The organism is Rhodanobacter panaciterrae, assembly GCF_014651895.1.
Lineage (GTDB): Bacteria > Pseudomonadota > Gammaproteobacteria > Xanthomonadales > Rhodanobacteraceae > Rhodanobacter > Rhodanobacter panaciterrae.
This window is the reverse complement of record NZ_BMXT01000002.1, coordinates 134,397-156,354: the sequence shown is the minus strand read 5'-3', so window position 1 is coordinate 156,354 and position 21,958 is coordinate 134,397. Positions and strand designations below refer to the sequence as shown.

The window sequence follows — 21,958 nt, the reverse complement described above, 5'->3', positions numbered from 1 at the left end:
GCTTACGGCGAGGTGCCGGCGGCAGCCTGGCTGTCCGCCTCGCGCAATTCGGGCACCAGGATGTTGATATAGGCGTTGGAGCGCAGATCACGCAGGTAGTCGTCGTAGGCTTGCTCGGACTTGCGGGTGCCGATCGCCTGGCGAGCCTGATCGCGCTCGGTCTGCACGGTCAGGTCGCTTTCGCGCGAACCCAGCCGCTGCAGGATGTGCCAGCCGGCTTCACTCTGGAACGGCTGCGACACTTCATTGTCCTTCAGCGCACCCAGCTGTTTGCCGATGGTCGCACCCCAAGCCTGCGGCTGAAACCAGCCCATGTCGCCGCCGACATTGGCGGTGGTGTCGTCCTTGGAGTTTTCCTTCGCCAGGGTGGCGAAGTCTTCATGTTTGTTGATGATGCGGTTGTACAGATCCTTCGCCTTCTGTTCGGCCTGTGCCGGCGTCACCAGCTCGCTCGGCTTGATCAGGATCTGCCGCGCATGGAATTCGGTGACCATCTTGCGGCTGCCTTGGCGCTGGTCGATCAGTTTGATGATGTGAAAACCGGTCGGACCGCGCAGCGCCGGGCTGACGTCGCCGGCTTTCATCGAGCCGATCGTGTCGGCGAAGGCGGCCGGAATCTCGTCCATCCGCCGCCAGCCCAGATCGCCGCCGTCCAGCGCATCGGACGCATCGGAGTAGCGGATCGCTGCGGCATTGAAGTCCATGCCGCCCTTGATCGCGGCAAGCGCCTGCTCGGCCTTGGTCTGGCTGGCCTGGATCGCGGCTGCATCGGCGCCACCGGGAATGCTGATCTGGATGTGCGCCAGATGCACTTCACCGGCCTTGTAGGTCGGGCTGCTGAGCAGGTTGTCGATCTCGCTGTCGGTGACCGATACCGAATCCTGCACCACGCTCTGATGCAGTCGCTGCACGGTGATCTGGTCGCTCAGCTGCTGGCGGAATGCGGCAAAACTGGAGCCGCTCTGCTCCACCTGGGCGCGCAACTGCTCGGGAGTGAGTTTGTTCTGTTCGGCCACGCCCTGGATCGCCTGGTCGACATCGGCGTCGGAGACGTGGATACCCTGATCCTGCGCCTTCTGGATCTGCAGGCGCATCAGCACCAGACGATCGAGCACCTGCTGCTGCAGTACGTTCATCGGAGGCAACTGCTCGGTATGACCGGCATATTGCTGCTGCACCGAGGTCACGGCGTCGTTCAGTTCGCTCTGCAGGATCACATCGTCATTGACGACGGCCACGATGCGATCCAGCGGCTGACCCGCCGGCGCGGCTGGCGTCAGCATCTGGGCATGGGCGGGGAGCATGATCGCGAGCGCGAGCAGGAGAGATGCAAGGAATTGCTTCATCGATGGAAAGCCTGAATCGCCGGGGCGAATGCGTTTATTGATAGCCGAGAATATCACGGCGCAAAAGGGAGTCGATCTGGCCGCCCGACGAACCGAGCCCCTTGAAGACCACTTCGAACATGACGGCGTTGTCGCGATGGTTGATATTGCTGCCGCTGGGAACCGGGGCCACTCCGTAATAATTCTGGTTCACGTAGTTGCGCTCGACCAGTCGCAGCGTGACGCAGCAGCTGTCGTATTCCACGCCCGCCATCGCATCGACCGTACCCGTCGGTACCCCGATCACGTTCTTGATGGGCACCGAATAGGTCCACGAGCCAAGCAGGCGCCAGCGTTCGGACAGCGGGTAGACCGCGGAAGCGCTGTATTGTTCCATCAGGCCACGGCGATAGTGGTACGAGAAGTTGATGATGCCGTCGCTGCCCAGACGATGTTGCAGCTCCAGTGAGGCCATGTCGGTGACGTGGTTGTTCGGATCCCACTGGTATTCACTGCTCAGGCGCCAGCGGTCACTGAGCTGCAGATCGAGCTGGGCCACGTAGGCCGAACCGGACCAGTCGGTGACGGGGGTGACCGTGTTCGCTCCGCTGGGCAGTTGCACGCGCTGCGGCGTGAAGTAGTGGATCTGCCCGAAACTGGCCGACAGACGCTCGACGCCGTCATCGTCCAGCAGGCGGGTGGTGATCGCCCCGGTGAGGTTGTTCGCGTTCATCTGGCGATCCGCGCCGGAGAACTGGTTCGGTGAGAACAGCTGCCAGTAGTCGAACGACATCAGGCTGGTGTCGAACAGCGGCAGATTGTTCTGGTTGCGATACGGCACATACAGGTAGTACAGCCGTGGCTCGAGGGTCTGCGTATAGCTCTGGCCGAACAGCGACGTGCTGCGGTCGAACACCAGTCCGGTGTCGAGACTGACGACCGGCAGTGAACGGCTGGGCGACTTCTGCGTGAACGGCGATGCGGTACCGCTGCCGAGCAGCCCGTAGTAACCATAGTTCTGGTAATCGCCGCTCAGCTGGTAGCCGGTGTAGCGATAAGCCAGTTTCGGCCGCACGAACCACGCCGAGGTGCCGAAGTCGCCGGCAAGATAGGGATAGAGATCGACGCGCTGGCCTTCGACATAGCCGTTCTTGCTGAAAGATGCCGCGCCGTCGTCCATGCCGAACTGCAGCCAGCGCGTCAGCGGCACGTTCATGCTGAAATTCGCGTAAGGCAGCTGCTGGTAGGGCAGCGAGGCGTCGGTCGCGAACGGGTTGGTGTTCTGGTAAAGGGTGCCGCCGAACGATGCATTCCACCACTTGCCGCCGCCGATGATCGCTGCGTTCGAGGCGAGGGTATAGATGACGGTATGCGACAACGCATTGCCGTAGTCGTACAGGTAACTGCTGTCCGACGCATGGTTGTACGAGCCGACGAATGACCAGCCCTGCCACAGTTGCGTGCGATCCGTGTAGTCGATCAGGTAGCGCGAAGTGCCGTGGGTGTTGGCCAGGCCATCATTGTCGCCGTGGTCGTTCGGTACGTATTCCACGTTGAGCTGGCCGCTGCTGCCCGGCACCAGGTAGCGGAACTCGCCTGCCAGCATCGGACCGCGCGAGGTATACAGGCGCGGATCCAGGGTGGCGTCGTAGTTGGGTGCCAGATTCAGGTAGTACGGCGTGCTGATCTCGAAGCCCGAACGACTGCTCTTGCTGAAGGTCGGGTACAGGAAGCCGCTCTTGCGCCGGTGGTCGATCGGGAAGCTGAAATACGGCAGGTACAGGAACGGCACCTTGCCGATCCGCATGGTGGCATCACGCGCCACACCGACGCCGGTGTCCTTGTTGAGGGTGATCGTCTTGCCGCGGAACTCCCACACATGGTTGCCGACGTCGCAAGTGGAATAGGTGGCCATCGAATAGCGGGTGTGCTGGGCATCCAGCATCTGCCCCTGCTTCGCCACGCCGTTGCCGCGCGCATCCAGCAACTGGTAGCGCACGTCGTCCGCGATGCCTCGGCTGGCCTGGGTATTGCCACGCATGTGGCTGCCGGCCATCAGCTGGCCAGCCTCCTGGTAGCGGACATTGCCGCGGGCGTCGTAGTCGGTGGTGTCGTCGTTGTAGTCGATCGTGTCGGCCTGCAAGCGCTGGTCGGCACGGGTCAGCCACGCGTCGCCAGCGAGGTGGTAGACCGTCTGGTTGGAGCTGTCCACGGACTTTGCCTTGACGTACGCCGGACTGACATCGCGCAGGTCGGAATCCGTGCTCAGGGTCGGGTCGTAGAACTCCAGCATGGCGTTCGGTCGGCACATGGCGTAGCTGTACGGCCGCGGCGCACAGTGAAACGAACCCAGCGGGCAGACCTGTTCCGACCCGTCCAGCGAGGTCTTGGGACGGTTCTGACTGCCCTTGGCATCGGCTTGGCCACCGATCAGGGCAAGGGCAGCGGCAACCGCCAAAAGGCGGCGCGGAGGAAACTTGGACATCACGATGGAAGTCTGCCGGCTTTGAAGGCTCGTTAAGCTAGCAGAAAGACCCGTGATACGGCAGGCAAACGTTTCCAGATCAATGCGAGGATTCAGCGTAGGTGGGCAGATTGTGAGCAAAATGGCGCGCCGGCGGCGCCGTCCAGAGCCTCAGGCCATCAACGAATTGACATGAGCTGCCGTGCAGGCGGCCAGCGCGGCGAGGTCGTAGCCGCCCTCAAGGGTGGAAACCAGCCGCCCGCTCGCGTGAGTGCTGGCCAGTGCCAGCAGCCGTTCGGTGATCCAGGCGTAGTCTTCCTGGCCCAGCCGGATATCCGCCAGCGGATCGTTGCGGTGTGCATCGAAGCCGGCCGAGACCAGCACCAGCTGCGGTTTGAACGCGTGCAGCCGCGGCAGCAGCACGCCATCCCACAGTTCGCGGAACTCGTGCGAGCCGGCGCCGGGGGACAAGGTGCCATTGACGATATTGCCGACGCCGCGCTCATCCTCGCGTCCGCTGTCCGGGTACAGCGGCGACTGGTGGCTGGAGGCGAACACCACGCGCGGTTCGCGCTCGAAGATGTCCTGCGTGCCGTTGCCGTGGTGCACGTCGAAGTCGGCGATCGCGATCCGCTTCAGGCCATGCGCGGTCAGCGCGTGCGCGGCGGCCACGGCAATGTTGTTGAACAGGCAGAAACCCATCGCCTGCTCGCGGGTGGCGTGATGGCCGGGCGGACGCACCGCGCAGAACGCGCGTTGGGCCGCACCGGACAGCACGGCATCCACGGCGGCCACCGTGGCGCCGGCGGCGCGCAGGGCAGCCTCGACCGAACCGGCTGACATCACGGTGTCCTCGTCCAGCCGATACGTGCCACCTTCCGGCGGGGCACTGACCAGGATGTGGTCGACGTGGGCCGCACCGTGCACCCGCAGCAGTTGCTCATGCGTGGCGCGCGGTGCCTCGACCCGGTCGAGCGCGGCATAGCGATCGTGATCCAGCGCCTGCAGCACCGCGCGCAGCCGCGCCGGGCGTTCGGCATGATCCGGCCCCGGATCGTGCTGCAGACAGGCGGGATGGGTGTACAGCCGCAGCATGCGGCGGCTTATCCGGCAGACTGGGGCTTGCGGCGGCGCTCATGCTGCCACAGCACTTCGCCATGGCCGCTGGCGCGCGCCAGCACGCGCGAGATCACGAACAGCAGGTCGGACAGCCGGTTGAGATAACGCTGTGCCTGCGGACGTATGGTCTCGATCCGCGCCAGCGCAATTACCTCGCGCTCGGCGCGGCGGCATACCGTGCGTGCGAGATGGCAGCAGGCTGCTGCCATACCGCCACCGGGCAGGATGAAATCCTTCAGTGGTGGCAACGGATCGTTGAAGCCGTCCAGTACCTGCTCCAGCCGTTCGATGTCGGCATCCTCGATCATCGCCATGCCGGGGATGCACAGCTCCCCACCAAGATCGAACAGGGCATGTTGTACCTGGCCAAGCACTTCGGCCACCGCGGCATCGACGCCCTCAGCAGCCAGCACCATGCCGATCGTGCTGTTGAGCTCGTCCACCGTGCCGTAGGCAGCCACACGCAGCGAATCCTTGGCTACCCGCGAACCGTCGCCGAGACCGGTACTGCCGTCATCGCCGGTGCGCGTGTAGATCTTCGAGAGCCGGTTGCCCATCGCGAATTAGCGTTCCGGATCAGCGCGGCAACTTGGCTTGGTCGGCATGCAGCGCATGCGCGATCTGGACTGCCAGCACGTGCAGCACTGCGCCGATGCCGACATAGAGCGCGGTGGTCTGCAGGAACGGCAGATACCAGTCGCCCAGATTGGCGAACCATGCGGCCAAGCTGCGCGGCAGCGGCACGCTGTTGCTGAGCCAGTAGAAGCTGCCGTTGGAAACCAGGTAGCACGCGGCCCAGCTGACCAGCAGCGCCACGATGGCCATGCCCAGCGTCTGCAGGCGCAGGCCGACCTGGTGCTTCGCCAGCCAGCTGCCACCCAGCCACAGGCTGAAATACGAGGGGATCAGGAACCAGTAGGCCACCGAGACGCAGTAGTGGCTCCAGAAATCGATACCCTGACTGTTGATCACCAGATAGTCGATCAGCACCGCCTCGGCCATCAGCAACGGGAAGGCCCAGCGACCGGCGCCGCGCAGCCAGAAGCCGGCGAGGAAGAAAATGCCCCAGGAGGCATCCGGCAGTGCATCGAAGTGATGCAGCACCGAGTGATGCATGCGGGTAGCCGCCATCACCACGGCGAGTGCCAGCAAGATGCCGAGGCGTTGGGTCAGTGTCTTGACCATGAGGGGCTCCATATGGGCGTCTGAACAGACCACTAGTCTAGCCCAATGCACTGCAACGCAGGCAGTCTCAACGCGTATCATCGGCGCATGAATGTGCCCGCATCCCCCGTCTCGAACGAATCCGCGGTCCTGATCGTCGGTGGTGGCCTGGTCGGCGCCAGTCTGGCGATCGCGCTGGATGCGGCCGGCATCGCCGCCACCCTGGTCGAAACTGCCGCGCCACGCGCCGACGCCCAGCCCAGTTACGACGAACGCAATCTGGCGCTGGCCCGGGCTACAGTCAACGGGCTCGACGCGATCGGTGTGTGGCGGCATGCCGCCGCGCAAGCCACCCCGATCCGGCATATCCATGTCAGCCGTGCCGGCGAATTTGGCAGCGCGCGCATCGACGCGGACAAGCAAGGTGTCGATGCGCTGGGCTGGACGCTGCCTGCGCGCGAGCTCGGCGCGGCGCTGCTGCGCCGGCTCGACGAATGCACCCGGTTGACCCGATTGGCACCTGCGACCCTGGCCGCACTGGAACCGCTGGTTGACGGCTGGCGTGCGCAGATCAACACGCCCGACGGCATGCGCAGCCTCGACGCGCCGCTGCTGGTCGGTGCCGACGGCACCGGCTCGTTCGTGCGCACGCAGCTCGGTATCGAAGCCGAGCGCCACGATTACCAACAGACACTGTTCGTCTGTACGATCACGCCGGAACGCGATCACGCGAACCGCGCCTACGAACGCTTCGCCGATGACGGTCCGATTGCGCTGTTGCCGCTGGCCGAGCGCCGCTGCGGGCTGGTGCTCACCGTAGCGACCGATGAAGCGGATGCGATCGCCGCGCTCGACGATGCGGGCTTCATCGAACTGGCGCAACGGCGTTTCGGCTGGCGGCTGGGTCGACTGAGCCGGCCCGGCAAACGGCATCCGTACGCGATCCATCGCGTGGCCGCCGCACAGCTGATCGGTCCGCGCGCGGTACTGGTCGGCAATGCCGCGCAAACCGTGCATCCGATCGGCGCGCAGGGCTTCAACCTCGGCTTGCGCGATGCATTGACCCTGGCCGAGCTGGTGGCCGGCGCGGCCGACCCGGGCGCCGCCGATCTGCTGGAACGCTATGCCGCACGCCGTGCACCGGATCGTGAAGGCACCATGGCGATGAGTCATGGTCTGGTGCGGCTGGCCTGCCTGCCGCAACCGTTGCTGGCACCCTTGCGCTCGCTGGCGTTGCTGGCCTGCGATCGCCTGCCGCCGCTGCAACGCGCACTGGCGCGGCGTGGCATGGGTTTTCGCGGTGAACCACCGCTGGCCGTGCTGGAGCGGCTGCCATGAACACAACGGCATCAGAGGTTTCGCTCCGCCGCCGTGCGCCGGCGCTGGACGTCGCCGTGGTCGGTGGCGGCATGGTCGGCGCTGCCGCCGCACTGGCGCTGGCGCGCGCCGGTTTCAGTACTGCCTTGCTGGAGGCGCGGGCGCCGACGGCGTGGAATGCGGGCGACGAAGTGGATCTGCGCGTGGTCGGCCTGGCGCCGTCATCGCTGGCACTGCTGGATGATCTGGGCGTCTGGACGTCCATTCGCGATACGCGTGCCGGCCCGTATGCACATATGCACGTATGGGATGCCGAGAGCGGCGCGACGATCAATTTCGACGCGGCGGGCGAGGGGCGCGATCTGCTTGGCTACATCGTCGAGAACAACCTGGTGCAGTGGACGCTGTGGCAAGCGCTCGAAGCGGCCGGGGTCCGCCGCCTGTGTCCGGCCGAGGTGAAGGGTTTCGAGGCGCGCGAGGACCGCATCCAGCTGGAACTCGCCGATGGTGAAACGCTGGTAGCCAGCTTGCTGGTAGCTGCCGACGGCGCGGCCTCGCCACTACGCCAGCTGGCCGGCATCGGCACGCGTGGTCACGACTACGCGCAGCGTGCGGTGGTGGCGCATGTCCGCACCGAACGACCGCACGAGAACACTGCCTGGCAACGTTTCCTGCCGAGCGGGCCGCTGGCCTTGCTGCCGCTCGCGGATGGCCGCAGCTCGCTGGTGTGGTCCTTGCCCGAGGCGGAAGCCCAGCGCGTGCTGGCACTGGATGAGCAGGCTTTCCTCGACGAACTAGGCCTCGCCAGTGATTTCCGCTTGGGCCGGATCGTCGGCAGCACAAAGCGCGCGGCGTTTCCGTTGAAACTGCAGTTGGCCGAGCGTTATCAGGCGGATCGCTTCGTCTTGCTGGGCGATGCCGCGCATGCGGTGCATCCGCTGGCCGGGCAGGGCGTCAATTTGGGCCTGCGTGACGTGGCCGAGCTGCACGACACCCTGGTTGCCGCACGTGCCGCCGGTCGCGACATTGGTGCAGCACACGTACTGCGTCGTTACGCACGCCGCCGGCGCAGCGCCGATACGCTCGATGCGCTGGGTTTCGATGCTCTCGCGCGCATTTATGCGTGGCAGTCACCGGCTTTGGTTGCCGCACGTGGGCTTGGCGTGCGTCTGCTCGATCGCCTCGCGCCGCTGAAGCGGCGCATTTCGGAGCACGCGGCCGGACTTTGAATTTTTCTCCTCCCCTTGCATGCAGGGGGAGGGAGCCTGCAGATCCATCGGAGGATTCACCATGCGCATTGCCCGACTTTGCTGTCTGCTGTTGCTGGCTGGTTCAAGCTTCGCCGCCCAGGCGAAGATGGTGCACCGTCCGGTCGAATGGACGCTGGATGGCACGCGGTTCCACAGCGTGCTGGTCTACGACGACGCGACCAGTGCGAAACGGCCCGGCCTGGTGATGGTGCCGAACTGGTACGGCATCAACGACATGGCCGTGCAGAAGGCCGAGATGATCGCAGGCAAGGACTACGTGATCCTGCTCACCGACATGTACGGCGCCAGCGTGCGTCCCCAGCAGGGCAACGCCGATCAGGCGCAGGCGGCGATAAAGCCGCTGTATGGCGATCGTGCGCTGATGCGCAAACGGATCAACGCGGCGCTGGCCCAGTTGAAGGCGCAGGTCGCGAGCGCACCGATCGATGCCGACAAGCTGGGCGCGATCGGCTTCTGCTTCGGCGGTACGGCCGTGCTAGATCTCGCCCGAAGCGGCGCGGATATCGCCGCGGTGGTGTCGTTCCATGGCGGCCTGACCACGGATGATCCGGCGCTGGCGAAACACATCAAGGCCCGCGTATTGACGATGAACGGTGCCGACGACAAGGGCACCATGCCGGATGCGGACAAGTTCATGGATGAGATGCGCGAAAGCCCGGCCGACTGGCAGTTCGTGGTGATCGGCCATGCGGTGCACTGCTTCACCGAGGTGGGCGAGAACTCGGCCGGTTGCCGTTACGACGAACGCGCCGCCGCACGCAGCTACCGGTTGATGCATGACTGGTTGCGTGCGGCGTTTGCCGGTACGCCGTGAGGCATCGCTGCGCTCAGGCTCAGAACGTGCGTTGCACCGAATAGTCGGCCAGCGTGGCCAGTGCATCGCGATAGGCGGAAGCGGGCAGTGCGGACAGTGCCTCGCGCGCAGCCTGCGCGTGGACCAGTGCACGTTCGCGCGTGCGCTCCAGTGCACCGGAGTCGCGGATCGAGGCGATGATGCGGTCGAGCGAGTCGAGGCCGCCGTGTTCGATCGCGTGGCGCAGCGACTGCACCTGTTCGGGATTCGCCTTTTCCAGCGCGTAGATCAGCGGCAGGGTCGGCTTGCCTTCGGCGAGGTCGTCGCCGATGTTCTTGCCCAGGGTGCCGGCATCGCTGACGTAGTCGAGCAGGTCGTCGGCGATCTGGAACGCGTAGCCCAGTTCCATGCCGTAGCGGCGCAGCGCGGTCACTTGCGCTTCCGGCAGGCCGCCGAGGATGCCGCCGAGTTCGGTGGCGGCGGCGAACAGCACGGCGGTCTTGCGCTCGATCACTGCCAGATAGGCCGCCTCGCTGACGTCGGCGTTGCCGATGTTGAGCAGCTGCAGCACTTCGCCCTCGGCGATGGTGTTGGTGGTGTCGGCGAGGATGCGCATGATGCGCATGTCATCGAGTTCCACCATCAGCTGGAACGAGCGCGAGTAGAGGAAGTCGCCGACCAGCACGCTGGCGGCGTTGCCCCATAGCGCGTTGGCAGTCTTGCGGCCGCGGCGCAGGTCGGATTCGTCGACCACGTCGTCGTGCAGCAGGGTCGAGGTGTGGATGAACTCGATGATCGCCGCGAGCTTGGTGTGGTGGTCGCCGCGATAGCCGGCGGCACCGGCAGCCAGTACGTGCAGCATCGGACGCAGCCGCTTGCCACCGCTGGCGATGATGTGGTCGGCGATCTGGTTGATCAGCACCACGTCGGAGGACAGCCGCTGGCGGATCAGGGTGTCGACGCGCTGCATGTCGGCAGCGGCAAGGTCACGCACTTGGGCGAAGTCGGCGGGGCGGCTGGCGTCGGCGGGCATCGAGTTCATGGAGGCTTCAAGGCGGCGTATGCGCTGATTATAGAGGCGCACAGCGGCTTGCGCCGCGGTTTGAGGCCCGGACTGCATCACGATGGTGATGTTCCGGGCGAAAGCCCTTGTTTGCGCGGGTCGGGGCGGTGCGGCTGGATGTCACGCCGGGCAACCGAAACGGTTTGCAATCGTCGGTGGCCGGCCCAATCATGGATGCCTGCGGTTTCTGCGGAACCGTGCATCGAGTACCGATCCGATGGCCCATCAAATCATCGAGCTGATCGCCCAGTACGGGCTGCTGCTGGTGTTCTTCAATGTGCTGGTGGAGCAGGCCGGCGTGCCGGTGCCGGCGGTACCCACCATGATCGTGGCCGGCGCACTGAGCGCGAATGGCAAATTGCCGTTGGCGGATGTGGTGCTGGCTGCGGTACTCGCCTGCCTGCTCAGCGATCTGCTCTGGTACTGGGCGGGTCGGCGCTTCGGGTCCGGCGTGATGCGCACGATCTGCCGCATCTCGCTGTCGCCGGATTCCTGCGTGAAGCAGTCCGAATTACGCTTCCAGCGCTGGCGCGGGCGCGTGCTGCTGATCGCCAAATTTGTACCGGGACTGTCGACGGTGGCGCCGCCGCTGGTCGGCGCGATGGGTTTGCGCGCCGGCACGTTCGTGCTGCTGGATGGCCTCGGCTCGCTGCTGTGGGTGGGTGTCGCGGTGGGGCTCGGTTACGCCTTCGCCGCTCAGATCGACGATTTGCTGGACGCGATGGCCAGTGCCGGCACCGTCGCATTTGAGCTGCTGCTGGTGCTGCTCGTGCTCTACATCGCCGCCAAGTGGTGGCAGCGCAGGCGTCTGCTGATTGCCCTGCGCATGGCCCGCATCACCGTCGACGAACTGAACCAGTCCATCGAGGAGGGGCAGAACCCGGTGGTAGTCGATGTGCGTTCGCAGGCGGCACGCCTTCTCGACACGCGGATCATCCCCGGCGCGCTGCTGGCCGATCTGGATGGCGTCGCCCAGGCGCTGCAGGCGATCCCGCCGGATCGCGAGCTGGTGATCTATTGCAGCTGCCCGAATGAGGTCTCCGCAGCCAAGGCGGCCAAGCTGCTGATGACGATCGGTTACCGCAACGTGCGTCCATTGCTGGGCGGGCTCGATGCGTGGGATGCAGCCGGCTACATGGTCGAGCGGCTTGCAGGTGACCCCGCGGATGACTCGCTGCATATGACGGCCTGAGCGCCGACCCAGCCGGATCCGGAAAATTTACGCGTTCTATACGCGTAGCCGCCGTCCCGATACCCCGTTCTTATACGGCACTTCCTACAGTGCGCGTCGTCCTTTCATGGAGTCGACGCCGATGGATTTCGTCTACCTGTTGTTCCTGCTCGTGCTGTGCGCGGCCACGCTGGGCTTTGCGCTGATCTGCGATCGGCTGAGTCCACGCAAGTAACGCGGTCCGCCGCGTCTGCCTTTCCCTACTGCATGAGTTTCTCGTCATGAATGTCCTTTATGTCGTCGCCGGCCTGATCGCCGTGGCGCTGGCCGGCTACCTGTGTGTGGCCCTGCTCAAGCCGGAGTGGTTCGAATGACCACCCATGATTTCCTGCAGGTCGGCCTGTACCTGGTGGTGTTGCTGCTGCTGGTGAAGCCGGTCGGCAGCTACATGGCGCTGGTGTTCGCCGATACGCCGAACCGCGTCACCCGTTTTGGTGGTGGCGTGGAACGCGCGATCTATCGCCTGTGCGGCATCCGCGCCGACGAAGCCATGGGCTGGAAGCGTTATGCGCTGGCGATGCTGTTGTTCAACGTACTCGGCGTGCTGGTTGTCTACCTGTTGCAGCGTGTGCAGCCGTGGTTGCCGCTGAATCCGCAGCACTTCGCTGCGGTGTCGCCCGATTCGGCGATGAACACGGCGATCAGCTTTGCCAGCAACACCAACTGGCAGGGTTACGCCGGCGAGTCGACGATGAGCTACCTGACCCAGATGCTGGGTCTGGCCGTACAGAACTTCCTCTCCGCGGCGACCGGCATCGCGGTGCTGGTGGCGGTGGTGCGCGGCTTCAGCCGGCGCAGCTCGCTCAGCATCGGCAATTTCTGGGTCGATCTCACGCGCAGCACGCTGTACGTGCTGCTGCCGCTGTCGCTGCTGATGACCTTGCTGCTGGTGTCGCAGGGCGTGGTGCAGAACTTCAAGCCGTATGTCGACGTGCCGGTGGTGCAAACCACCAGTTATACCGAGACGGTGAAGGACGCGGCTGGCAACGCGGTGAAGGATGCCGCCGGCCATGAAGTGACCAGGGAAACGCCGGTCACCACGCAAACCTTGCCGATGGGTCCGGCCGCGTCGCAGATCGCGATCAAGATGCTCGGCACCAATGGTGGCGGTTTCTTCAACGCCAACTCGGCGCACCCGTACGAGAACCCCACGCCGTTCTCCAACTTCATCGAGATGCTGGCGATCCTGCTGATCCCCGGCGGTCTCTGCTACATGTTCGGCATGCAAGTGGGCGACCGGCGCCAGGGTTGGGCGATCCTCGCCACCATGCTGGTGATCTTCATCCCGCTGACGATCGCCCTGGTCGCGGCCGAGCAGGCCGGCAATCCGGCGCTGCATGGACTGGCGGTCGATCAGCACGCCTCGGCGCTGCAGGCTGGCGGCAACATGGAAGGCAAGGAGACCCGCTTCGGCATTGCCGCGTCCGGCCTGTTCGCGGCGATCACCACGGCCGCGTCGTGCGGTGCGGTGAATGCGATGCACGATTCGCTGACTCCGCTGGGCGGCCTGGTGCCGATGTGGCTGATGCAGCTCGGCGAAGTGATCTTCGGCGGTGTGGGTTCGGGCCTGTACGGCATGCTCGCCTTCGCGGTGGTGGCGGTGTTCATCGCCGGGCTGATGGTGGGCCGCACGCCGGAATACCTCGGCAAGAAGATCGAGGCCTACGAGATGAAGATGGCCAGCCTCGCGGTGCTGCTGCCGTGTGCGCTGGTGGTGATCGGTACGGCCATCGCGGTGATGACGCCGGCGGGTGTGGCCGGCGTCGCCAATCCCGGCGCGCATGGCTTCAGCGAAATCCTCTACGCGGTCAGCTCGGCCTCCAACAACAACGGCAGTGCGTTCGGCGGGCTCTCGGCGAACACGCCGTTCTGGAACGTGTTGCTCGGCATCTGCATGTTCCTTGCACGCTTCCCACTCACCATTGCGATGCTCGCGATGGCCGGCTCGCTCGCCGCCAAGCGCCACGTACCCGAATCGGCCGGCACCTTGCCTACGCATACGCCGCTGTTCATCACGCTGTTGGCCTGCGTGGTGGTCGTGGTCGGTGCGCTGACCTTCCTTCCGGCACTGGCCTTGGGGCCGATCGCCGAATCCCTGATGTCGGGACACTGAATCATGACTGCACAAACTCAAGCAGCGAGCGGCTTCAGCCGCGAGCTGGTGCTCACGGCGATGGCCGATTCGTTCCGCAAGCTGTCGCCACGGTTGCAGTTCCGCAATCCGGTGATGTTCGTCGTACTCGTCTGCAGCGTGCTGACCACGCTGTTGTGGATGCAGGCGCTCGCCGGCCACGGCGAGGCGCCGACCGGCTTCATCTTCTGGGTCAGCCTGTGGTTGTGGTTCACCCTGCTGTTTGCGAACTTCGCCGAGGCGCTGGCGGAAGGCCGCGGCAAGGCACAGGCCAATGCCTTGCGCGGTTCGCGCAAGGATGTGATCGCGAAGAAGCTGGCATCGGCCGATCGCCATGCCGCGATCACCTTCACGCCATCCGCCGAATTGCGCACCGGCCACCACGTGCTGGTCGAGGCCGGCGAGCAGGTTCCCGGTGACGGCGAAGTGGTAGTCGGTGCGGCCAGCGTGGACGAGAGCGCGATCACCGGCGAATCCGCGCCGGTGATCCGCGAATCCGGCGGCGACCGCAGCGCGGTCACCGGCGGCACCCGCGTGCTGTCGGACTGGCTGGTGGTGCGCATCACCAGCAATCCGGGCAAGAGCTTTCTCGATCGCATGATCGCGATGGTGGAAGGCTCCAAGCGGCGCAAGACGCCGAACGAGATCGCGCTGACCATCCTGCTGGCGAAGTTCACCCTGATCTTCCTGCTCGCCTGCGCCACCTTGCTGCCGTATTCGATCTACAGCGTGCAGGCGGCGGGCATCGGCCACCCGATCACGCTGACCGTGCTGATCGCGCTGCTGGTGTGCCTGATCCCCACCACCATCGGCGCACTGCTGTCGGCGATCGGCATTGCCGGCATGGACCGGATGATCCGCGCCAATGTGATTGCCACCTCGGGCCGTGCGGTCGAGGCGGCCGGCGATGTCGACGTGCTGCTGCTGGACAAGACCGGCACCATCACGCTGGGCAACCGCCAGGCGGTAGCGTTCCATCCGGCACCGGGCATCGACGAAAAGATCATGGCCGAGGCCGCGCAGCTGGCCTCGCTGGCCGACGAAACGCCGGAGGGTCGCAGCATCGTGGTGCTGGCGAAGGAAAACTTCGGCCTGCGCGAGCAGCAGCTGGAGGCGATGCACGCGCAGTTCGTGCCGTTCACCGCGCAGACCCGCATGAGCGGCGTCGATTTCGGTACACGGCAGATCCGCAAGGGCGCACTGGATGCGGTGGAAAAGCATCTGGAGTCGCAAGGCAGCCATATGCCGCCGCTGGTCAAACGCATGGCCGAGGACATCGCGCGGCGCGGCGCCACCCCGCTGATCGTCACTGAAGGTTCGCGGGCGCTGGGTGTGATCGAGCTGAAGGACATCGTCAAAGGCGGTATCAAGGAGCGCTTCGCCGAGATGCGCAAGATGGGCATCAAGACCATCATGATCACCGGCGACAACCCGCTCACCGCTGCCGCTATTGCAGCGGAAGCTGGCGTCGATGATTTCCTCGCCGAGGCGACGCCCGAGGCGAAGCTCAAGCTGATCCGCGACATCCAGGCCGAGAACCGGCTGGTGGCGATGTGCGGCGACGGTACCAACGATGCGCCGGCACTGGCACAGGCCGACGTGGCGGTGGCGATGAACACCGGCACGCAGGCGGCGAAAGAGGCTGGCAACATGGTCGACCTCGATTCGAATCCGACCAAGTTGATCGAGGTGGTGGAAATCGGCAAGCAGATGCTGATCACCCGCGGCGCGCTGACCACGTTCTCGATTTCCAACGACATCGCCAAGTACTTCGCGATCATTCCGGCGGCGTTCGCGACCACCTATCCGGCGCTCAACACGCTCAACGTGATGCACCTGGCGACGCCGCAGAGCGCAATCCTGTCGGCGGTGATCTTCAACGCGCTGATCATCATCTTCCTGATCCCGCTGGCGCTGAAAGGCGTGAAGTACCGCGCGCTCGGCGCCGGTTCGCTGCTGCGCCGCAATCTGCTGGTCTACGGCCTGGGCGGCATCGTGGTGCCGTTCCTCGGCATCAAGATCATCGACATGTTGCTGGTCCTGTGCGGACTGGCCTGATTCAAGTTGGCTTGAGGAGTTATGTCATGCAAACACTGAAACTATCGGTATCGCTACCCGACGAAACCCATCCCGATATGGAGTTGCGCCTGTCGGCAAACGACTCCGACTGCGACGTGGTGATCGCGCTGCCGCTGCGCCCGCGCAGCGAGCCGGTCACCGCCATCGTCGCCGGGACGATCGCCCAGAGCGCAGCGAATAGTGCCGAGGACGACTACGTGCTCGGCGGCTACGCCGGCATCTGAGATCACGCGAAACACGATTCTTTCATCACCAAAGTCACGGCTCGATACGAGCCGTCGTTGCAGGGGTTTCCCATGTTGTTCAAGAAAATGCTTCCCAGTGCGCTGCTGATGACGATGCTGCCGATCGGCCAGTCCATCGCGGCGACCGCCACCTCAGTCAGCACGCCCGATCCGCAATCGGTCATTGCGACACCGGCTACGGCGCATGTCGCCAGCAACGACTGTTCGGCCGGCTTTCTCAGTCGTCTCGCAGCGGCCTATCGCGAGGACGCGCAGCCGGCCGACCCGAACGCGCCTGCGCCCAAGCGCCGTGGCATGGATTCGCCGTTCAGCTCGCCGCCGTTCCCGTCGGCCGAATGGCAGCTGGGTGGCGTGGATTTCCCGATCGGCGTGCCAAACGAGAACTCGCAGTACCCGCTCGAGAAGGCGCTGGCGTGTACGGTCGTGGGTCGCTGGATGCAGGACAACCGCATCGAGATGTACGGCTGGATCAATCCGTCGATGAACCTCAGCAGTTCGAGTTTCACCAACTACCCGCTGTCGTACGCGACGCGACCGAACCGGGTGGAATTCGACCAGGCGCTGTTCCGCATCCAACGCGTTCCCGACACGGTGCAGACCGATCACATCGACTGGGGTTTCCATTTCGATGATCTGTACGGCTACGACTACCACTACACCACGATGAAGGGCGTGACCAGCGACCAGCTGCTCAACCATCCGGCGCCGAACCAGCCACTCAACGGCAAGATCTACGGCAACGATCCGATGATCGCGTATGTCGACCTGTACATCCCATGGGTCGCACAGGGCATGGTGATCACCGCCGGTCGCTACCTCTCGCTGCCCGACATCGAGGCGCAGTTCTCGCCCAACAATTACCTGCTGACGCATTCGATCCTGTACACGGTTGATGCGTATACCAACATGGGCGTGATCACCACCACCAGGCTCAACGAGCAGTGGACGCTGCAGCTGGGTGTGCACGGCGGCGACGATTCGGCGATCTGGGACAAGACCAGCCGGCTCAGCGCGCAGGCCTGCGTGCGCTGGGTATCCAAGTCCAACAACGACATGCTGTATCCCTGCGTAGAGTCGTACAACCACTCCAGCCAGACCTACAACAACCTGCAGGAATTCGTGCTGACCTGGGGCCATCGCTTCAGTCCGAACGTGCACATGCTGACCGAGGCGTACCGCATTTACGTGCGCAACCAGTCGCTAGCCACCGATCCGTCGCAGTCGCACGCGCCGGTCGGCGAGCCGGGTTATCCGCTGGGCCAGGCGCCCGATTTTCGACTCGGCAACAACCCGGCCTACGGCATCGTCAACTACCTCAACATCGAGTTGAACCCGACCAACATGGTCTCGATCCGCAACGAGTTCTACAACGATCAGCAAGGGCAGCGCACCGGCTTCGCCACGCGTTATTCCAGCCACACGATCGGCATGACGCATTGGGTGACGCCAGATCTGGAGATCCGTCCGGAATTCCGCTATGAGCGCGCTTACGACTTTCCGGCGTATGACGGCGGCAAGAAGAACTATCAGGTGACCGCGTTGCTCGACGCGATCCTGCACTACTGAGGTGATGACCATGACCAGGCTCTTGCGCAATGCCGTAATGTTGCTGTTGTTGATGACCGTGATCACCGGCGTGCTTTATCCACTGGTGGCCACCGGGCTGGCCCAGCTGATCTTTCCGCAGCAGGCCAACGGCAGCCTGATCGTGAAGGACGGCAAGCCGATTGGTTCCGTGCTGATCGGCCAGTCGTTCACCGACCCGAAGTACTTCTGGGGTCGACCGTCGGCGACCACGCCACAGGCAGACAATGGCGCCAACTCCGGCGGCTCCAACCTGGGCCCGACCAATCCGGCGCTGACCGACGCGGTGAAGCAGCGCATCGCCGCGCTGCGTGCCGCCGATCCGGGCAACACCGCACCGGTGCCGGTGGATCTGGTCACCGCCTCGGGCAGCGGCCTCGACCCGGAGATCAGCCCGGCGGCGGCGCAGTACCAGTTGGCGCGAGTAGCGAAGGCGCGCGGGCTCAGCACCGCGCAGGTGCAGGCGCTGGTGAACGAATACACCAGCGGGCGCCAGCTCGGTGTGTTCGGGGAACCGCGGGTCAACGTGCTGCAACTCAACCTGGCGCTGGACGCACCGCGCTTGGCCTCCTCTCCCCTCGTGGGAGAGGATTGAGGAGAGGGGGTGGGTGCTCCGCATCGATGCTGATCAGAAAGAGGCTCTGATGTGAGAATGACGCGAGCCCGGCCCCTCTCCCCAGCCCTCTCCCACGAGGGGAGAGGGAGCTAACGGCCCGCAAACCGGCGATGATGGGACACCTATGACCGAGCCCTCCCGCGAAGCACGTGCCGATGCCCTGTTGAGCACCGAACACGACGAGCGCAACCATCGGCTGAAGATCTTTCTCGGCGCCGCGCCCGGCGTCGGCAAGACCTACGCGATGCTGTCCGCCGCGCGCGAGCTCAAGCGGCAGGGCGTGGACGTGGTGGTCGGTGTTATCGAGACGCACGGCCGTGCCGAAACCGCGGCCTTGCTGGAAGGCATGGAGGTGTTGCCGCGCCGCCAGGTGCGTTACAAGTCGTCCGACGGCAGCGAGCGCGACGGCGTTACTCATAATTTCAGCGAGTTCGATCTGGATGCCGCGCTGGCACGCAAGCCGGCGGTGCTGCTGGTCGACGAGTTGGCGCATCGCAACCTGCCAGGCGGCCGGCATGAGCGGCGCTGGCAGGATATCGCCGAGCTGCTCGATGCCGGCATCGAGGTATACAGCGCACTCAACGTGCAGCACCTGGAAAGCCTCAACGACCAAGTGCGCCGCATCACCGGCATCACCGTGCGCGAGACCGTGCCAGATGCCTTCCTCGATCACGCGCGCGACATCGTGCTGGTCGACCTGCCGCCGCGTGAGCTGATCGGCCGGCTCAAGCAGGGCAAGGTGTATGTGCCGGAGACGGCTGCCGCCGCGCTCGACGCGTTCTTCTCGCCGACCAATTTGGCTGCTTTGCGCGAACTGGCGCTGGACACCATCGCCGGCCATGTCGACAGCGACTTGCGCGAGCACATGCTGGCGCGCGGCAGCGCGATGACGGTACGCCGACGCGTGCTGGCGGCGATCGACGGCCACGGTCAGAGCGAGTACCTGGTGCGCGTGGCGCGGCGCATTGCCGAGCGGCGCGGTGCGCCGTGGAGCGTCGCCTTCGTCGATACCGGTGCGCGGCTGGATCCCGCGCGCCGCGAGCGGCGCGATTCGGCGATGCGGCTGGCGCGGCGGCTCGGCGGCGAGGCGATCATCCTGCGCGGCCATGCGATCGCCGACGAACTGCTGGCGCACGCCGATCGTGAGGGTGTCGGCCAGATCATCCTCGGACGTACCCGCGAACGGGTGGTGGCACGCATGCTGGGCCGCTCGCTGACCCAGCTGCTGCTGCGTCGTGGCGCGCACCTGGAGCTGACCATCATCGCCACGCCGAGCGAGCGGGCGAAGGCGCGCAGGCGGATGCGTCTGCCGCAGCCATCCGCACGCGGTTCGCGCGGCGAATACATCTACGCCACGCTCACCACGCTGGTCGCATTCGGACTGGCATTCGTCGCCGACCGTTACCTGTCGGTGGCGAACCTGTCGCTGATCTTCCTCACTGCGGTGCTTGTGGTGGCGGTGCGCACGCGCATGTCGGTAGCCGTCTATACGGCGATCCTGTGTTTCCTTGGCTACAACTTCTTCTTTGCGCCGCCGCGCTACACGCTGGCGATCTCCAGCTTCGACGACGTGCTGGCGGTGACGCTGTTCCTGGTGGCGGCGCTGGTGTGCAGCCGTCTCGCCACGCGGCTGGCCAGCCAGGTCGAGTCCTTGCGCGGTGCACACGTGCAGGCACGCGCGCTGCTCACCTTGGGCCAGCAGCTGACCGCCAGCACCGACGCCAGCGGCATCCGCGACGTCGGCAGCAAGGCACTCGCGCATGCGCTGCGCTGCGACGCGGCCATCCTTGCCCGCGATGCGGAACAGGTGCTGCGCGTGGTGGCGAGTGTGCCCGTGGAACGTACGTTGCTGGCCCAGGATCTGGCCGCGGCCGACTGGAGCGACCGCCATGGCGAGCAGGCCGGGCGCTATACCGACACCTTGAATGGCGCGCCGTGCTGGGTGTTGCCGCTGGGCAGCGAAACCCGGCCGCTGGGCGCGGTGGCGTTGCGTTTCGATCCGGCACTTCGCGAGCCCGATCCCGACCAGCGCAGTCTCGCGCTGGCGATGACCCAGGATATCGGCCAGGCGCTCGAACGCGCCCGACTTTCCGACGAACTCGAAGGCGCGCGCGTACAGGGCGAGACCGAGCGCCTGCGCAACGCGCTGCTGTCGTCGGTGTCGCACGACCTGCGCTCGCCGCTGGCCTCGATGATCGGTGCCGCCGGCACCCTGATCAGCTACGAGGAAAAATTGCCGCCGGAGGAACGCCGCGACTTGCTGCAGGCGATCCTCGGCGAGGGCCAGCGGCTCGATCGCTACATCCAGAACCTGCTCGACATGACCCGGCTCGGCCATGGCACGCTGAAACTCAATCGCGACTGGACCGACAGCGCCGAGATCGTGGCCGCCGCGGTGACGCGCCTGCGCAAGCTGTTTCCGGAATTGCGGGTGGAGACGATCGCACCGCCGGAGACGGTGCTGCTCTATGTGCATCCCGCGCTGATCGAGCAGGCGCTGTTCAACATCCTGGAGAACGCCGCGCGTTTCTCGCCGGCGGACGAAGCGGTGCGGGTGAGCGTGCACACCAGCGGCGAGCGGCTGCTGATCGATGTGCGGGATCGCGGCCCCGGCATACCGGAAGACGAGCGGGCGCGCATCTTTGACATGTTCTACTCGGTCTCACGCGGCGACCGTGCGCCGCAGGGCACCGGGCTGGGCCTGGCGATCTGCCGCGGCATGATCGGCGCGCACGGCGGCAGCGTGGAGGCCTTGCCCGGCGACGGCATCGGCACCACCATCCGTATCAGCCTGCCGTTGCCGGCGCCGCCTGATACGAGTCCATGACGCTACCCTTATGAATTCAGCCGCTCCGCGCATCCTGGTGATCGACGACGAGGCGCAGATCCGCCGCTTTCTCGATATCGGCCTGCGCGCCGAAGGCTACGAAGTGCTGCTCGCCGTCAATGCGGCGGAAGGACTGGCGCTGGCCGCCACGCAGTCGCCCGACCTGGTGATCCTCGATATCGGCCTGCCCGACATGGAAGGCCACGACGTGCTGTCCGAACTGCGTCAGTGGAGCCAGGTGCCGGTGCTGATGCTGTCCGTACGCGATGCCGAGAGCGAAAAGGTGCGCGCGCTCGACCACGGCGCCAACGACTACGTGACCAAGCCGTTCGGCATCCAGGAACTGATGGCACGCCTGCGCGCGCTGCTGCGCAACCGCCCCGGCGAACCGGAGCTGCCACCGCGCTACGACGACGGCCATCTCGCCGTCGACATGGCGCGCCGCGAAGTGCATCTGGACGGCGTGCCGCTCTCGCTCACCCGCAAGGAATACGCCGTGCTGGCCCTGCTGCTGCGCCACAGCGGCCGCGTGGTGACCCAGCAGCAAGTGCTGCGCGAAGTTTGGGGCGCCACCCATGTGCAGGACACCCACTACCTGCGCATCGTGCTCGGCAAGCTGCGCCAGAAGCTCGGCGATGATCCGGTGTCGCCGCGCTGGTTGAAGACGGAGCCGGGAGTGGGGTATCGGTTTCTTGGGGGGAGTTGAGGTCGCAGTCACTTGCGAGCATT

18 protein-coding genes are annotated in these 21,958 nt (G+C 65.3%); 12 read left to right on the top strand and 6 right to left on the bottom strand.

Annotated features, from left to right (window positions below; translation table 11 throughout):
* Window positions 1-2 precede the first annotated feature (2 nt).
* The 5 genes from IE071_RS10115 to IE071_RS10095 form a co-directional block, all read right to left on the bottom strand.
* Complete coding sequence (locus IE071_RS10115; RefSeq protein ID WP_189441088.1) at window positions 3-1,346, bottom strand: peptidylprolyl isomerase; 1,344 nt, start codon at window positions 1,344-1,346, stop codon at window positions 3-5.
* Window positions 1,347-1,380: 34 nt separating this feature from the next.
* Window positions 1,381-3,810 carry an LPS-assembly protein LptD gene (locus tag IE071_RS10110; protein ID WP_425503445.1) on the bottom strand — a complete coding sequence of 810 codons (2,430 nt, stop codon included), beginning with the start codon at window positions 3,808-3,810 and terminating at the stop codon, window positions 1,381-1,383.
* A gap of 150 nt (window positions 3,811-3,960) precedes the next feature.
* On the bottom strand, window positions 3,961-4,884 hold the full coding sequence (locus IE071_RS10105; protein ID WP_189441086.1) for a histone deacetylase family protein: 924 nt from the start codon (window positions 4,882-4,884) through the stop codon (window positions 3,961-3,963).
* 8 nt (window positions 4,885-4,892) lie between these two features.
* The gene (locus IE071_RS10100; RefSeq protein WP_189441085.1) at window positions 4,893-5,465 is read right to left on the bottom strand and encodes a cob(I)yrinic acid a,c-diamide adenosyltransferase; all 573 of its coding nucleotides are present in this window, start codon (window positions 5,463-5,465) and stop codon (window positions 4,893-4,895) included.
* 19 nt (window positions 5,466-5,484) lie between these two features.
* Complete coding sequence (locus IE071_RS10095; RefSeq protein WP_189441084.1) at window positions 5,485-6,093, bottom strand: hypothetical protein; 609 nt, start codon at window positions 6,091-6,093, stop codon at window positions 5,485-5,487.
* Window positions 6,094-6,180: 87 nt separating this feature from the next.
* Here IE071_RS10095 and ubiH point away from each other — a divergent pair, with 87 nt between their 5' ends.
* From ubiH to IE071_RS10080, 3 genes are all read left to right on the top strand, one after another.
* Complete coding sequence (gene ubiH / locus IE071_RS10090) at window positions 6,181-7,410, top strand: 2-octaprenyl-6-methoxyphenyl hydroxylase (RefSeq protein ID WP_229792854.1); 1,230 nt, start codon at window positions 6,181-6,183, stop codon at window positions 7,408-7,410.
* On the top strand, window positions 7,407-8,618 hold the full coding sequence (locus tag IE071_RS10085) for a UbiH/UbiF/VisC/COQ6 family ubiquinone biosynthesis hydroxylase (RefSeq protein ID WP_189441082.1): 1,212 nt from the start codon (window positions 7,407-7,409) through the stop codon (window positions 8,616-8,618). Before ubiH ends, IE071_RS10085 begins: the two co-directional genes overlap by 4 nt.
* Window positions 8,619-8,679: 61 nt before the next feature.
* Window positions 8,680-9,474: a dienelactone hydrolase family protein gene (locus IE071_RS10080; RefSeq protein ID WP_189441081.1), complete on the top strand. Its 795-nt coding sequence runs from the start codon at window positions 8,680-8,682 to the stop codon at window positions 9,472-9,474.
* 19 nt (window positions 9,475-9,493) lie between these two features.
* Here IE071_RS10080 and IE071_RS10075 read toward each other — a convergent pair whose 3' ends face one another.
* Window positions 9,494-10,495 (bottom strand): polyprenyl synthetase family protein, encoded by a 1,002-nt coding sequence (locus tag IE071_RS10075; RefSeq protein ID WP_189441080.1) that lies wholly within the window; start codon window positions 10,493-10,495, stop codon window positions 9,494-9,496.
* A gap of 238 nt (window positions 10,496-10,733) precedes the next feature.
* Between IE071_RS10075 and IE071_RS10070 the strand changes: the two genes are divergently transcribed.
* The 9 genes from IE071_RS10070 to IE071_RS10030 all read left to right on the top strand — a co-directional run bounded on the left by IE071_RS10070 (window position 10,734) and on the right by IE071_RS10030 (window position 21,935).
* Window positions 10,734-11,708 carry a DedA family protein/thiosulfate sulfurtransferase GlpE gene (locus tag IE071_RS10070; protein ID WP_189441079.1) on the top strand — a complete coding sequence of 325 codons (975 nt, stop codon included), beginning with the start codon at window positions 10,734-10,736 and terminating at the stop codon, window positions 11,706-11,708.
* A 260-nt stretch (window positions 11,709-11,968) separates the two neighbouring features.
* Entirely contained in the window at window positions 11,969-12,061 is a 93-nt protein-coding gene (gene kdpF, locus IE071_RS10065; protein WP_189441078.1) for a K(+)-transporting ATPase subunit F, read from the top strand.
* Entirely contained in the window at window positions 12,058-13,860 is a 1,803-nt protein-coding gene (kdpA, locus tag IE071_RS10060; RefSeq protein ID WP_189441077.1) for a potassium-transporting ATPase subunit KdpA, read from the top strand. The genes kdpF and kdpA overlap by 4 nt, the downstream gene beginning before the upstream one ends.
* Window positions 13,861-13,863: 3 nt before the next feature.
* Window positions 13,864-15,936, top strand: a complete 2,073-nt coding sequence (gene kdpB / locus IE071_RS10055; RefSeq protein WP_189441076.1) for a potassium-transporting ATPase subunit KdpB — start codon at window positions 13,864-13,866, stop codon at window positions 15,934-15,936.
* A gap of 26 nt (window positions 15,937-15,962) precedes the next feature.
* Complete coding sequence (locus IE071_RS10050) at window positions 15,963-16,181, top strand: hypothetical protein (protein WP_189441075.1); 219 nt, start codon at window positions 15,963-15,965, stop codon at window positions 16,179-16,181.
* Window positions 16,182-16,253: 72 nt separating this feature from the next.
* A complete protein-coding gene (locus tag IE071_RS10045; protein ID WP_189441074.1) occupies window positions 16,254-17,768 on the top strand; it encodes an outer membrane beta-barrel protein in 1,515 nt (504 codons plus the stop codon).
* Window positions 17,769-17,778: 10 nt separating this feature from the next.
* Entirely contained in the window at window positions 17,779-18,381 is a 603-nt protein-coding gene (kdpC, locus tag IE071_RS10040) for a potassium-transporting ATPase subunit KdpC (protein ID WP_189441073.1), read from the top strand.
* Window positions 18,382-18,526: 145 nt separating this feature from the next.
* A complete protein-coding gene (locus IE071_RS10035) occupies window positions 18,527-21,229 on the top strand; it encodes a sensor histidine kinase (protein ID WP_189441072.1) in 2,703 nt (900 codons plus the stop codon).
* Between the two features lie 10 nt (window positions 21,230-21,239).
* Entirely contained in the window at window positions 21,240-21,935 is a 696-nt protein-coding gene (locus tag IE071_RS10030) for a response regulator (RefSeq protein WP_189441071.1), read from the top strand.
* The last annotated feature ends 23 nt before the right edge of the window (window positions 21,936-21,958 follow it).